The 14,814-nt window shown below is 73.1% G+C and carries 9 protein-coding genes and 1 tRNA gene; 8 read left to right on the top strand and 2 right to left on the bottom strand.

What is annotated here, in order from left to right; translation table 11 throughout:
* The first annotated feature begins 39 nt into the window (after positions 1-39).
* From FB465_RS26595 to FB465_RS26560, 8 genes are all read left to right on the top strand, one after another.
* A complete protein-coding gene (locus FB465_RS26595; RefSeq protein WP_145794498.1) occupies positions 40-480 on the top strand; it encodes a CU044_2847 family protein in 441 nt (146 codons plus the stop codon).
* Positions 477-1,439, top strand: coding sequence for a trypsin-like peptidase domain-containing protein (locus tag FB465_RS26590; protein ID WP_145794496.1), 963 nt, complete (start codon positions 477-479; stop codon positions 1,437-1,439). The genes FB465_RS26595 and FB465_RS26590 overlap by 4 nt, the downstream gene beginning before the upstream one ends.
* A complete protein-coding gene (locus FB465_RS37585) occupies positions 1,436-2,956 on the top strand; it encodes a VMAP-C domain-containing protein (RefSeq protein ID WP_145794494.1) in 1,521 nt (506 codons plus the stop codon). The genes FB465_RS26590 and FB465_RS37585 overlap by 4 nt, the downstream gene beginning before the upstream one ends.
* 32 nt (positions 2,957-2,988) lie before the next feature.
* Complete coding sequence (locus FB465_RS26580) at positions 2,989-4,032, top strand: AAA family ATPase (protein WP_145797614.1); 1,044 nt, start codon at positions 2,989-2,991, stop codon at positions 4,030-4,032.
* 11 nt (positions 4,033-4,043) lie between these two features.
* Positions 4,044-9,812, top strand: a complete 5,769-nt coding sequence (locus tag FB465_RS26575) for an SAV_2336 N-terminal domain-related protein (protein ID WP_145794492.1) — start codon at positions 4,044-4,046, stop codon at positions 9,810-9,812.
* Positions 9,813-10,296: 484 nt separating this feature from the next.
* On the top strand, positions 10,297-11,040 hold the full coding sequence (locus FB465_RS26570; RefSeq protein WP_246192848.1) for an integrase core domain-containing protein: 744 nt from the start codon (positions 10,297-10,299) through the stop codon (positions 11,038-11,040).
* Positions 11,041-11,106: 66 nt separating this feature from the next.
* Positions 11,107-11,511, top strand: a complete 405-nt coding sequence (locus FB465_RS26565; RefSeq protein WP_145794491.1) for a hypothetical protein — start codon at positions 11,107-11,109, stop codon at positions 11,509-11,511.
* Positions 11,512-11,705: 194 nt separating this feature from the next.
* On the top strand, positions 11,706-12,995 hold the full coding sequence (locus FB465_RS26560) for a tyrosine-type recombinase/integrase (protein WP_145794489.1): 1,290 nt from the start codon (positions 11,706-11,708) through the stop codon (positions 12,993-12,995).
* Between the two features lie 131 nt (positions 12,996-13,126).
* On the opposite strand, the gene FB465_RS26555 is transcribed toward FB465_RS26560, so the two are convergent.
* A tRNA-Pro gene (locus FB465_RS26555) sits at positions 13,127-13,200 on the bottom strand.
* A gap of 199 nt (positions 13,201-13,399) precedes the next feature.
* On the bottom strand, positions 13,400-14,803 hold the full coding sequence (locus FB465_RS26550; protein WP_145794487.1) for an MFS transporter: 1,404 nt from the start codon (positions 14,801-14,803) through the stop codon (positions 13,400-13,402).
* Positions 14,804-14,814: the final 11 nt, after the last annotated feature.

Raw genomic sequence — 14,814 nt, 5'->3', positions numbered from 1 at the left:
CGGTGGTCACGTCGGGAGGGGACAACAGTGGCCGGGGCGGTGACGGTCGAGACGATCGACCTGGGGGACGGAACCAGCGTGCGGGCCGAGGTCATCGGTGAGGTGAGCTTCCAACCCGCGGGGGACGAGGACGAGTTCGGCGATGTCGGGGTGCGGGACCGCGCCGCCCGGCTCGGGTCAGCGGTGGCGCTGACGCTGGATCAGGTCAGGGACACGGTCCAGGGCATCGGCCGCTGGGCGGCCGAGTCGATCGCGCAGGGCGCGGCGGCCGGTTCGCCGGACTCCTTCGAGGTCGAGTTCGGGCTCAAACTGGCGGTCAAGTCCGGCCAGTTGATGGGGATCATCGCGGAGGCCGGCAGTGAGGCGGGGCTGACCGTCAAGCTGTCCTGGGACCTCGCGGCGCGCCGCGAGCGGGCCGGGGCCGGGGCTGCGGCAGGTGTCGAGGGTAGGGTGCCCGCCTCCGTCGCTGCCGCGGAGTGACCGGCTCGCTCCTGGGCCGCGCCCGATCCGACGCCCTGCACCGCTGCGCGGTCCGGATCGAGGTGGCGGGCGCCTTCCGGGGCAGCGGCTTCCTGATCGCCCCCGGCCTGGCCGTCACCTGCGCCCACGTGGTCCTCGACGCCGAACGGGACGCGGTGACGGATGCGGTGAGCATCCGGCACGAGTCCGGCACGTACCCGGTCGCGCCGGAGGGCGTCCGGGCGGAGCCCGCCGCCGCCGGTGGCGCCCGCTTCCACCCGTACCCCGACCTCGCGCTGCTGACCGTCCCGGCGTGGGCCGGCCACCCGGTCGCCCCGCTTGCGGACGCCGAGGCCGAGCCCGGGGCGCGGCTGACCGCGCTCGGCTTCTCCACCTTCACCCCCTCGGGCGGGGTGGCGCCCGACACGCTCACGCTCGAGGTGGCTGGCCGCTCGGGGGACTTCCTCCGAGTCCGCGGAGCCGTGCAGGAGGGCTTCAGCGGCAGCATGCTGGTGGGCCCCGACGGGCTGGTCCACGGCGTGCTCAAGGGCAGCCGCTCGTACAAGCAGGACCTCGGCGGCTGGTACGTCCCGCTGGCGGCCGTGACCGCGCTGCTCGGGCCCGCCGTACCGGCGGCGCCGCCCGCGGCGCCCGTACCGCCGCCGAGTGACGCCGAGTTGGTCGAGGCCCTGATGGCCTTCCCGGTCACCGCACGCGCCGACGGCCGGTTCGACCTGCTGGACCGGATGGGGGAGCATCTCGGCCTGCCGCACTCCTTCGAGGCCGAGGAGCGCGCGGAGCGGCGCGACCACCTCGCCCGCATCGTGCGCCGCAGCCGGCACCACCGCGACGCACCCGCCGTACTGCGGGCCGTGTACACGGCGATGGAGGAACTCGCCCCGTACGACGCCGCGCTGGAGAACCTCAGGTCCGTCGTCGGGCGGGCGACCGGCGGATGGGGAGAACACACCGGACGATGAACGCAAGGGGGTACGACGAGGAGTGGTCCGCCGAGGAGCGGCGGGGGCGCCCGGGGGGCTGGCCGGAGGAGGCCGACCGGCTGCTGTGCGAGATCCTGCTCGACTTCGAGAACATGCCCCGGCTGCACTTCCGGCTGGAAGTCCTGGCGGAGATGGGCCGATCTCCGCACTCCCTCCGCATCAACCAGTACGTCGACGAACTCACCGAACCCCGCGCCCACGTCCGGAAGATACTGCGGGCCATCGGGAGCTGGCGCGACCCGCTGGCCGCGCTCGGCTCGCTCTGCGCGGCGCTCGACATCGAGGCGGGGTACGACGGCGCAATGCCGTGGCTGGAGCTGACCGAACGAGCCCTGAGCGTCGACACCGGACTGCCCGCCGGCATCCTGCTGCGCGTCATCCGGCTGCTGCGGGAGCTGACCCCGCCGCCCGGCCCCGAACAGCTCCGACGCCACCTGCCCGACGGCGTCAGCGGCCTCGCCCTCCTCCCGCCCCGGGCCTCGCTGCCGGAGATCCTGCGGCGGCTGCTGGACCGGCGCGGGCCCGCCGACCCCGCCCCGGTGCTGCACTTCCTGCACGGGCTGAGCACCGATCCCGCGCTCGCCGAGCAGCCGGTGGTCCCCGCCCTCCAGGCCCTGTTGGGGAGGGTCGGCGCCGGCCGGGCCACCGCGGGCGAGGCGCTGGCCAGCCGGCTGATCGTGCAGATCCGGCTGGACCCGGAGACACCCGAACACCTCGACCGGACCCGCTACCTGCTGCGCGCCTCCTACTACCGGCAGCCCCTGACCGGAGGACCGTTCCGGCGCGTCGACACGCTCGCCGACACCGAGCCGCTCGCCAAGGACGAGCTCGTCACGGAGGGCAGCGCCCGACTCGCGGGCTGGACCGGGCTGGCCCGCGCGATGCAGGCCGGCGGGGGTGGGCCGGTACGGATCGAGTTCCTGCTGCCGACCTCGCTGCTCGGCCACCGCGCCGAGCTGTGGGCCCCGAGCCGGTACGGGCAGCGCCTCGGCCACCACCACCCCGTGGTGGTCCGCTCGCTGGAACGGTACGCCGATCCGTGGGTCAACCGTGAACCGTGGCGCGAGCGGTGGCGGCACATGCTCGCCGAGTCCATGGAGTGCGACGCCGTCGACCGGATCGAATGGCCCCCGCTGACCCCGGAGCAGGCCGCCGGACTGTCCGGCTGGCTCGCCGGCCGGCCGACCCTGGCCTGTATGGCGCTCGACCGGCCGTACGACGAACTCGCTCCCCGGGTACGCGCCGCCGTGTTCGACGCGATCATGTTCGGCGGGATCCCCGCCATCCTCTGGCGCCGGGGCGCCGGCGACCCGGCGGAGCTGGTCAAGGCCCTGCGCGAGCACAGCCCGAGCTCACTCGTCCACCTGCCCGAGGCCGTCCACCAGCACCGCAGGCTCAACCGGGCCGAGGAGGAGCGGGACGGCATCGCCCTGCTCTGGGACGACCCGGACTGCGTGGACCCCGACCAGGACGCCCCCTTCGCGGGGATGGCGTGAAGACTCTTCCGATCGACGACGAGGCGGTAAGCATGCCCGAGAACTGGTGGATCTACCGGGGCACCGGCGTGCCCCACCCAGGCATCGCCGCCCTGCCGCCGGCCCCGGCCTGGCGCACCTTCGGCGACTGGGTCGAGGACGCGGAGCGACTCCCGCTGCCGCCTGCCGAGCACACCACCGGAGCGACCGCCCGCCGCCTCGGACGCGTCCGGCAGGCGACCGCCTACCAGGCCGACGAACGCGAGATCCACCTCGTCAACCTGGCCCTCCACCTGCGCCGGCCGCTGCTGATCACCGGCAAGCCCGGGGTCGGCAAGTCCACCCTCGCGTACGCCGTCGCGCACGAGTTGGGGCTCGGACCGGTCCTGCGCTGGCCGATCAGCAGCCGCGCCACCCTGCACGACGGCCTCTACACGTACGACGCCATCGGCCGGCTCCACGAGGCCGGGATCCGGGCCCCGCGCGACCACGAGCAGGACGACCGCCGGCCCCCGGCGATCGGCCAGTTCCTGCGGCTGGGGCCGCTCGGCACCGCGCTGCTGCCCTGGCGCACGCCCCGGGTCGTCCTCATCGACGAGATAGACAAGAGCGACATCGACCTGCCGAACGACCTGCTCAACGTCTTCGAGGAGGGCGAGTTCGAGATCCCCGAACTGCAGCGCCTCGGTCCCGGTGCCCAGCAGGTGTCCACCGCCGACCCGGGCGGCACGACGACCGTCCACGACGGCCAGGTGCGGTGCGCCCAGTTCCCGCTGGTCGTCCTCACCAGCAACGGCGAACGGGAGTTCCCCACCGCCCTGTTGCGCCGCTGCGTCCGCCTGGAGATCCAGCCGCCCACCGAGGAACGCCTCGCCGCGATGGTCGCCGCCCACCTCGGCGAGGACGACCCCGTTACCGGCGGCCGGCGGACCGAACTCATCGCCGAGTTCCTGCGCCGCCAGCGCGAGGACGGCGCCGAACTGGCCAACGACCAACTGCTGAACGCCCTGCTCATGGCCGAGCGCGGGCTGTGGGACGCCGACCCCGGGCGCGGAGTCATCCACGACGTCCTGCTGCGCCCGCTCAACGAGGCCTGAGGCGACGGCCGGTGACCGAGCACGATCCGTCGAGGACCGACCGGGCAGTGGGGCAGGCCGCGCTCCGGGCAGCCCTGGCGACCCTGCTCGCTTCCGCCGGCGGCGACCCGCGCCCGGAGGACCTGGCGGACGTCCTGTGGATCTCCCGGCTTACCGGCGTAACACCGCTGCCCGGCTCCGAACCGGCCACCACGCCGACGGCCCCGCCCGCCGCTCCGCCCCCGCCCGGCCGGACCCCGGAGCCGCCCGCGGCAGGCCGGCCACCGGCCGAGGGCGAACCGCCCGGGCGCCCCGCACCGGAGGCCGCTCCGGAAGCTGCAGCGGAGGCCGAACCGAAGGTCGAACTGCACTCCCACCACACCCCGGAGCCGGTCGGGCCCGCCGCCGCCCGCAGCGGCCAGGTGGTCCAGGTCACCCGCCCCACCGCGCTCCCCGGAGCCCTGGACCTCGCCCGGGCGCTGCGCCCGCTGCGCCGTCCGCTGAACAACGCCGTGGGCGGCCCCGACCTGGCCGGCCTCGACGAGGAGGCCACGGCCGAGACGACCGCCGAAGTCGGGGTGCTGGTGCCGGTCTGGCACCAGGAGCGGCAGCCCCGGTTCTCCGTCGACCTGCTGGTGGACACCGGCGCCACCATGGCGGTCTGGACCGGGCTGGCCGGCGAGCTCGCCACCCTGCTGGAGCGGCACGGCGCCTTCGCGGACGTCCGCAGCTGGGCGCTGGACACCGACGGGCCGGTCCCGCGGCTGGCGGCCTTCCGGCGCCGCCGCCACGCCGCGCGGGCCGGCGCCCGGCCCACTGTCGAGCACCCGCACTGGACCGGTCCGCTCGCCGACCCGCTCGGCCGCCGCATCCTGCTGGTCCTCACCGACGGCGTCGGCCCGGCCTGGTACGGCGAGGAGCTGCCGGCGTTCCTCGCCCGGGCCGTCACCGGCCGCCCGGTGGCCGCCCTCCAGGTGCTGCCCCGACGGCTCTGGCACCGCACCGCGCTGCGGCCCGCCCCGGTCGAGGGCCGGGCCGCCACCGACGGACGGACCGCCCCCGTGTTCCGCCCGGGCGCGGCGTTCCCCGGCGTGCCGCTCGGCGCCGCCGGGTCCGACGCCCGGGCCGCTATGCGGTGGCTCCCCATCCTGGAGATCGACGCCGACTGGCTCACCCCGTGGGCCGGACTCGCCGCCGGCCGCACCACCGGCTGGACCCCGATGCTCGCCGCACCGCTGAGGGGAGTGCCACGTCCGAGCCGCCCCGCACGCGATACCGACACACGGCCACCCGCCGCCGACCGGGTCGCCGCCTTCCGGGCCGGCAGCTCCCCGAACGCGTACCGGCTGGCCTGCCACCTGGCCGCGGCGCCGCTCAGCCTGCCGGTGATGCGGCTGGTCCAGCGGGCCACCGTGCCCGACTCCGGACAGACGGATCTCGCCGAACTCTTCCTCTCCGGGCTGCTGGAGATCCGCACGGAGGCCGCCGACCCCGACGAGGTGGTGTACGACTTCGGCGACGGCGTACGGGAGGAACTGCTCGCCGAGCTGACCAGGAGCGAGTCCGTCCGCGTGCTGGAGCACGTCCTCGCCAAGGTCTCGGGCCGGGTCGCCGCGACCTTCGGCGGCACGCTCGACTTCCGCGCCCTCGCGGCCTCCGCCGAGGCCGACGGGCGGCCACTGCCGGCCAAGAGCCGGCCGTTCGCCGAGGTCGCGGTCGCCGTCCTGGCCGGCGCGGGCGGGCAACACGCCACGGTCTCACGGAGGTTGAGAGCAGCGGTCGACGGGGCGGCCGGCGCCGGCAGTCGTGTGGACGGTCCCGGGCCCACCCTTTCGGGGATTCGCCGGGAACTGCTCAACCCGGTGCCACCGATTGTCAGCCCGCCGGACCCGCCGCGGATGATCGGGCGCAGGGACGAACTCGGCATCCTCACCCGGGCATGCGTCGCCGAACCGACCATCACCTACGCCGGCTTCCGCAGGCCCGCGATGGTGGTCGTCAGGGCCGCCAACGGCCTGGGCAGGCGGCGGCTGGTCCAGGAGTACGTCCAGCGCCACGGCGCCCGCCACTCCGTCGTCCACTGGATCGACGGGCGCGGGCCCTCCGCCCTGCGGGCCGGCCTGGAACAGCTGCGGTCGGCCCTGACACCGGCCGCCGGGGGCCCGGAGAGCCCGGTGCCCCTGGCGGAGCTGGTCGCCGACCATCCGGGCTGGCTGATCGTCATCGACCACTTCCGGCCGCCTGTCGACCCGGGCCGCTCCGGCGTCGACCCGCGTGACTTCTTCGGCCTGGCCGACGGGGGACCTGGCTGCCTGCTCCTCACCACCGCCGCGCCCGTGACCGGGGAGTTCCCGGACAACGCCGAGGTCATCAACCTCGGCCCGCTCAGTGACGGCGACCTGCTCGAGGAGATCCGTCTTCGGAGCGGCGCCGCCTATCCGCGCATCGAACGGACGGCGCAGCTCGGGTCGTTGCTGGCCCGGATGCCGAGACACCCGGAGGCACTTGGAGGGTGGGACCTCGATGCGGAGCTCGCCGCGCTGATCGCCCGCGTCGACAGCGCCGAGCCCAGCGAGGAGCCGAGCGGCGCCCTGTCGGCCGTCCGGAGTTTCCCGCTCCCCTCGCCCGCCGTGGCGGTGGCTGCGATTCCGGGCTCGTTCGGCAAGGGCCGGATCGCCGTGTGCGGCGCGGACGGCCTGGTCCGCTTCCTGGACGCCGCGGATGGGCGGCAGGCCGCCGATCCGATCGCGCTCGACACGGCCGACGTCGCGGCCATGGCCGCCATCGAGGACAGCGAGGGCCGGGGCTTCGTTGCCACCGCCTCTTCCGGCGGGCAGATCAACTTCTGGAACGCGGCGAACGGGGCTCTCTATCTCATCAACGGTCGTGACCCGGGCCTCGCCGCGATGGCGGGATACACCGACGTGAACGGGCGGAGGTACCTGTGGACGTCGGACCGCACCGGCCGCATGCGTCTTTGGGACCCGGACAATGGAGAATCAGTCGCGAGCCTGGGAGGCACCGCCGCCCACCGGGCGACCGTGGTGCCCCACTCCGCCGGAGCCTCGGCGGTACTCGACCTCGGCCCGGACGGGCAGGTCCGCCACTGGCGGCCCGGCAGACCCGACGGGCTCGACCTCCGCACGATCGGGACCATCGACCCTGTAAGGGCCCGGCAGATCGCGGGTATTGCGAGTGACGAGGACCGCTGCGTCATCGCGTCGATCGGTGACTTGGACGACCGTGTGCACATCTGGGAGTTGTACGGCAGCGCGTACGTGCCCGATGCCGAGACGGAGGAGCCGGATGAGGACACCACCCGCGTGGTCGGAGGCCGGTACCGCCTGCTCCAGCCGATCGCCCAGGGCGGCGAGGGAGAGCTGTGGCACGCGGAGGCGCTGCCCGATCGCTCGCGCGTCGTCGTCAAGCTGATCCCACGGCGTGACGGCGGGGTGGATCAGACGACGGACTTCGGTCGCCGGGCCACCGCGCTCGCGCGGCTGCGCCACCCCGGCATCGTCGCCCTGCACGACGCGGGAATTCTGCCCGATGCGTACTACCTGGTGATGGAACACGTCGAGGGCGGGGACCTGCGAAGCCTGCTGGACGCCGGCCCGGTGGGCGTCGCGCACATTCTGGCGATCGGTCGCCAAGTGGCGGACGCCCTGGAGTACTTGCACGGCCACGGAATCGTCCACTACGACGTCAAGCCCGCCAACATCCTGGTCCGCACCGGTGGTGAGGCCGTGCTCTGCGACTTCGGGTTCGGCTGGCTGGCCGCGGAGGACCAGCCCGGCGACGTCGTCACGAGCCGGGCCTCGGGGAGGGGGCGGGTGCCCATGACGCCTCGCTACATGGCTCCGGAGCAGGCGAGCGGGGGGTGGCCGGGGCCGCGTACCGACCTCTACTCGTTGGGCTGCGTGCTCTACGAACTGGCCACCGGACAGCCGCCGTTCACTGAGACGTCGACGTCCGCGCTGATGCAGCACCACACGCACACGGTGCCCGAGCCCCCGGACCGGAGCCGCCCGGACCTGCCGGGCGACCTGACCGAGCTCATCCAGGAGCTGCTGGAGAAGGACCCCGAACAGCGACCGGTCGACGCGGCCGAGGTCAGCCGGCGGCTCGGCCTCCTGGAGTCCGTGCGGCCCCAGGCCCCGGGCTCCGACCTGAGACTGACCTACTCGGTGCTGGGCGGGCTACAGGTGCTCCGCGGACGCAATCGCGTCCGGCTGGGCTCTGCCGAGCAGTCCGCGCTGCTGGCGACACTGATCGGCTACCACGGCGCCCCGCTCACCCTGCGGGACCTGGTGGATTCGCTGTGGGACCGTGCGGACGCACCTCGGCTCGCCCTGGACACGGTTCAAGAACAGCTTCGGATTCTCGGCGAACTCCTGAACCGGCCGTCGCCCCGGAACGTGCTGGTCCGGAGCGCCGACGGCAGCTACGCCCTGGAGTTCGACGCCGCGGACGTCGACGCTGAGCGCTTCGAGGACAGGATCGCACTGGCCGAGGCCGCCCTCACGGGTGGCGATCTGCGCAAGGTCCTCGAGTACACGTCCGCCGCGCTCGCCATGTGGCAGGGGACGCCGCTGGCGGACGTGCAGGGGCCGTACGCCCTGCGGGAGCGAGCCCGCCTGCAGGGGCTGTACGAACGCGCGCGGGGGCTCCGCTTCGAGGCCGAGGTGGGCCTCGGCAACGCGGCAGCCGTCCTGCCCGAGCTGAGGCAGTTCGCCGTCGACAACCCGCCGAACACGCAGGCCCAGCGCGCCCTGATGCTGGCCCTCCATCGCACCGGCCGGACCGACGAAGCGCTGGCCCACTACGGGTCCGTCCGCCGCTACTACGAGCAGGAACTCGGCAGTCGGCCGGAGCCGAGACTGACCGAGCTGCGCGACCGAATCATCCGCGAGGACCCTGAGCTCCTGCTGCTGCCGACCCCGCCCGAGGACGTCGAGCGGACGACCCACTCCGGCGCCGAGGAGCTGAACCTGCGCTTCACGCTGCTTGGCCCGCTGCGGGCCTGGCGCGACGGCAGGCAGCTGCGCCTCGGCCCACCCCAGCAGCAGGCGGTGCTGGCCGCCCTGCTGCTGAACGCCGGTCAGCCGATGTCGATGCAGACCCTGGTCGACGCCGTCTGGGGTGACCAGCCGCCGGGCCAGCCGGAAAGGGCGGTAAGCACGTACGTGTCCCACCTTCGGTCGGTCATCGAGGACGGCGCGGTGTCTCAGCGCCAGTCACGCGTCGTGCAGACGGTGGACGGCGGCTACCTGGCGCGGATCCCCGCCGGGTCGGACGACCTCTCCGTCTTCAACTCGAACCTCGCCAAAGCGGCGTCGATGCGGGCCACCGGCGAGCCCCACGGTGCCCACCTCGTCCTGCACACCGCGCTGCTGCTCTGGCAGGGCGAGCCGCTGGCCGGCATCCCCGGCCCGTACGCCGCGCAGCAGCGCGCCCTGCTGGCGGGGCGTCGGCTCGACGCGTCCGAGGAGATGTACGCCGTCGCGCTCGAGGTCGGGCAGCATGAGGAGGTCGTGACGAAGCTCGGCGCGCTCGCCGCCGAGGAGCCCGAGCGCTGGCGGCTGCACGCCCTCCTCATGCTCGCGCTGACCCGGTGCGGGCGCAGGTGGGAAGCCATCGCGGCCTTCGAGAGTGTCCGGGAGCGGTTGACCAAGGAGTTCGGCCGCGCGCCGAGCTCCGCCCTGACGGCGCTGCACGAGCGGATCCTGGCCGCCGACCCCGAGCTCATGGCACCGGGCAACGTGGACGAACTCCTCGACCGGATCGCCGGGCAGTCGTGAGAACCGAGCGGCTCCGGCAGGCGGGGGTGTCGTCTGCCGGAGCCTGTGGGTGCCGACAACTCTGTCACCTACGCTGAGCTCCAGCTTCAGGGTCACGATGTGATCACGTCGAGAGTGTGCGCGAGTCCGGCACCGCACGCTTGGGGATCGTGACGTTCCGTCTGGTCTACCGATTCGGCTGTCTCCTGCTCGGCTGGCTGCATCTGCTGGCGCGGCCCTCCGCAGCCAAGGACGTCGAGATACTGGTGCTCCGACACCAGCTGGCCATCCTGCAGCGCAGCAGCCCCAAGCCCGTGTTCACCCGCGGAGACCGCGCTGTGATCGCCGCTCTACTCCGGCTCCTGAGCAAGCGTCACCGCAGCGGCTTGAAGCTGATCACTCCGCGAACCGTGCTGCGCTGGCACGCGAAGCTGGTCGCACGGAAGTGGACCTACCCGCCCGCCGTCCGGGCCGCCCGGCCAAGCCCGAGGCACTTCGCGCCCTGGTGCTGCGCCTGGCCCGCGAGAACGACGGATGGGGGTATCGCCGGATCCATGGCGAACTGCGCACCCTGGGCTGGAAGGTCGCCGCCTCTACCGTCTGGGAGATCTTGAAGCAGGACGGGGTCGACCCGGCGCCCCAGCGCGCCGACCGCTCCTGGGCGAAGTTCCTCGCCGCCCAGGCCCAAGGGATCATCGCCGTTGACGTCCTCCACGTGAACACCGTGTTCCTGAGACGCGTGTTCGTCCTGTTCTTCATCGAGCACGGCACCCGGCGGGTGCACATCGCCAGCGTCACCCGTAACGTCACCGCCGAGTGGGTAACCCAGCAGGCCCGCAACGTCCTGATGAGCCTGGACGACGCGCGCACCGCCGGCATCCGGTACCTGATCCGCGACAACGCCGGCTACTCCACCGAGGGCTTCGACACGGTCTTCACCGCCCTCGGCGCCCGCGTGGTGCCCATCCTGCCCGGCGCGCCCCGCATGAACGCAATCGCCGAGCGCTGGGTCGGATCCTGCAGACGCGAAGCCACCGACCGCGTCCTGATCACCGGAGAGCGCCACCTGCGCCTCGTCATCGACGAGTACGCCGACCACCACAACCAACACCGGCCGCACCGATCACTCGGACAACGCTGCCCTGACGGTGTAAGCACGCCCGAACCGCACGCCGCCGCTGACCAATCGCACGTCATCCGGCGCGATCGCCTCGGCGGCCTCATCCACGAATGCGCGCAGGTCGCATAGGTGACAGGGCTTTCGGCACGCACACGCTTCGTCAGCGGCCTACTGCGCCGTGAGGGTGGCCGCCCGGTGCTCGACCCGCTCGCCGTCCCGGCGGACGGGCTGGTCATCCCCGACCTGGCGGCGGGCGACGCCGCGAGCGCCCCTGCGCCCACCGCACCGCGCACCACGGATCCGATTACCCTCGCCCTCGAATCGAGCCTCTCCGCCCTTGCCGACCTCGCCCACACCGGCCTGCGCGGCCTCGGCCGCTCCGAGCACGACCGCCTCGCCGGAGCAGCCTCGGACCTTCGCCGCACCGGGTTGGACGCGGGTGCGGCGCTGGTGCAGGCGGTCGCCACGACCCTGGCCAACGAGAGCGCGGACGCGTCGGTGGCGCCATGGGCGGACGCGGCGATCCATCTACTGGTCGCCCTCGAACTGCACCAGGAGGCCGACCTCTCCCATGGGGCGTCTCCTGTGGCGATCACCTGAGCCGTTGATAGGACCGTGCGGCGTAGCGGTTCACAAGCCATTGCCGCCACAGCCGCGCCGGCGCCCGGCGCCGCGCACTTGTGGCCTTGACAAGGGGTCCTCGCAGGCCAGGGCGCTGAGGCAGCACTTGCGGTCGCACGGTGAGCGCAGACTGCAGTGATCGACAGAACCGATCAGCCCCGGAAGTGATCACCATGCCTTCCTCCGCTCGAAGCGGACGCGTCTACCGCCGATGCGGCTGCCGCGACCAGCACAACAAGCAGCTCGGCGCCCGCTGCCCCCGCCTCACCGCCGACCCCGACCACGGCACCTGGACCTTCGCCGTCGACCTCCCCTCCCCCGGCCGGCGCCGCACCCTGCGCCGCGGAGGCTTCGCCACCGCGGACGCCGCCCGTGCGGCCCTCCGCCGGGTTCTCGACGCCCAGGGCGGCGGTTACAACGCCGACCCCAACCAGACCGTGGCTGACTACCTCACCACCTGGCTGCAGACCAAGGCCCTCACTCTCAAGCCCACCACGCTGGTCCGCTACCGCGACTACGTCACAGGCGACCTGATCCCTAACCTCGGGCGGCTCAAGCTCGACGAGCTCAGCCGTCGGCACATCGCCGACTTCGCGCGGGACCAGATCGCCCGCGGCCGCGGGCTGTTCACTTTGCACCGCTGCCTCGCCACCCTCTCCAGCGCCCTCGGCGACGCCGTCCGCCATGACCGGCTTTCCCGGAACCCCGCGCACCCCAGCGTCCTACAGCGCCCGGCGTCCCCCGAGCGCCGGATCTGGACCGCCGACGAGGCCGCCAAGTTCCTCCGCTACTGCCACCGGGCCGATCCGTTCCTGGCCGATCTGTTCGAGGTCCTGGTCGGCACCGGCATGCGTAGAGGCGAAGCCCTCGCACTCCACTGGAGGGACATCCACCTCGACCAGCACGTCCTCTACGTCCGCTACACGCTCTCCGCGATCAACAACGCCCGCACCGTCCTCACCGCACCAAAGACCCGCAGCAGCAAGAACTGGATCGCCATCTCACCCCGAGTCGCCTCCGCCTTCCGCCACCGCGCCGCGACCCAGGGCCCCGTCCTGCCCGACGGCCTGGTGTTCTGCAAGCCGGACGGGCAACCACTCCGCCCGCAGCGCGTCCTGGACCGCCTCCACCAGCTCTCGGCCGAGGCTGACGTTCCCCGCGTTGGCGTCCACGACCTGCGGCACCTCGCCGCCACCCTGCCGATCGCAGCCGGTGTACCGCTGGTCACGGTCTCCAAGACACTCCGGCACTCGACGCTCTCGACCACCGCGAACATCTACGACCACCTCACCCGGCAAGCCGCCGCCGATGCGGTCGACACCATCGCCGCCATCCTGACCCGGGCCGATCGAGAGGCCGCCCGCTTGCGGTGGCCCCGCTGGCTACGACCACACCGCGACCACACAAGCGGAAACCAGGAGCACCTGGGGACGCCCAACCTCCGTGCGTTCGCCTCGGCTTGAACCTCGGCCCGGGCTGTCCAAGAAGTGAACGCGACCATGTGCGACCACAATGCGACCACGAGCCGACGGAACGTCAAAAAGGCCGTCCCCGCATCACTGCGGAAACGGCCTACGACCTGCGAAAACGCCGGTCGGGACGACAGGATTTGAACCTGCGACCCCTTGACCCCCAGTCAAGTGCGCTACCAAGCTGCGCCACGTCCCGTGGTCTTGTGACCTCCGGTCAGCTTCCTTCGGTTGCTGATCTTCGGCTTCTCGACCCGCCCCCGGTCTCCCGGCGACGTGGAAAACAATACAGCACTTCGGGGGGTGCTCGCTGCCAGGTTTCCGGTGGCGCGGCGGCGGCGTTCGGGGCGGGCCTGTGCAGGTCAGCCGGGCGGGCGGGGGCGGGGCGAGGTTGTGGGTCAGGGGGTGGGGTGGCGGGCGTCGTAGCGGAGGAAGGCGGGGCGGCGTGCGGCGAGGAGGACGATGGCCGCTACGCAGGCGAGGCCGCCGGTGACCACGGAGACGGCGGGTGAGGTGAGGGCGGCGACCGTGCCGGACTCGAAGTCGCCGAGGCGAGGGCCGCCGGCGACGACCACGATGAAGATGCCCTGGAGGCGGCCGCGCATCTCGTCGGGGGCCGCGACCTGCATCATCGTGTTGCGGAAGATCATGCTGATGGTGTCCGCACACCCCGCCGCCGCCAGCAGCAAGAGCCCCAGCCAAAGCTCGCGGACCAGCCCGAAGGCGGCGATGGAGAGGCCCCAGGCGCTCACGGCGGCCAGCACCGCGACACCCTGACGGCGCACCCGGGCGACCCACCCCGAGAAGAGCGCCCCGGCGAGCGCGCCCACGGCCGGCGCCGCGACCAGCAGACCGACCGTGCCGGGCCCGCCGCCGTAGAAGCCGACGGCGATGGCGGGGAATAGTGCCCGGGGCAGCCCGAAGATCATCGCGGCCAGGTCCGCCAGGAAGCTGGTGCGGAGGTTGGGCTGCTCCCGCAGGAAGCGCAACCCGTCCAGGACGGATGCCCGCCCCTTCCCCGCGGCATCACCCCCCGGCCGCATGGAGGGCCGCATGGACGGCCGCATGGACGGCAGCCGCCACATCGCGTACAGCGTGGCACTGAAGGCCACGGTGTCGACCAGGTACGCGGCCTGCGCCCCGTACGCACCGATGAGGACGCCGCCGAGCATGGGGCCGATGGTCAGACCGAGGTTCATGCTGACCGTGTTGAGGGCGTTCGCGGCCGGGAGCTGATGGCTCGGCACCAGCCTGGGGATCATCGACGACCGGGCCGGGGAGCTGAGGGCGAAGAAGCCGGACTGGACGGCGACCGCGGCGTACAGCAGGGCCACCGCTCCGGAGCCGAGCAGCGCCTGCGCCGCCAGTACGGCCGAGACCAGCGCGAGGCCCGCCGAGCCGATCAGGCCGAGCAGGCGGCGGTCGACGCTGTCGGCGATCGCGCCGCCGTACAGGCCGAAGGCGATCAGCGGGAACAGCGAGAAGAGGCCGACCAGGCCGGTGGCGAAGCTGGACCCGGTCAGGTCGTAGACCTGTACGGACACCGCCACCGCCGTCATCTGCTGGCCGACGGAGGAGACGGACTGGCCGAACCAGACGCGCCGGTAGTCCGGGATCTCGCGCAGCGGGCTGAGGTCGGCGAACGCGCCCCGGGCCGCACGCCGCCATCGCCCGGCAGGGCCGCGCCCGTCAAGCGGGGCGGGCGAGGCGGTGACGTCAGGGCCGGCCGGCGAAGGACCCACAGCAGGAGCACAAGGCCCGTCGGTCTGGGGTGAGGGTTGATTGGTCGACACGGAGACCATGCTCGGCCAGG

This window comes from Kitasatospora atroaurantiaca (genome assembly GCF_007828955.1).
GTDB classification, from domain to species: Bacteria; Actinomycetota; Actinomycetes; order Streptomycetales; family Streptomycetaceae; genus Kitasatospora; species Kitasatospora atroaurantiaca.
Note: the sequence above shows the minus strand (reverse complement) of the source record. Positions and strands in the feature narration are given on the sequence as shown.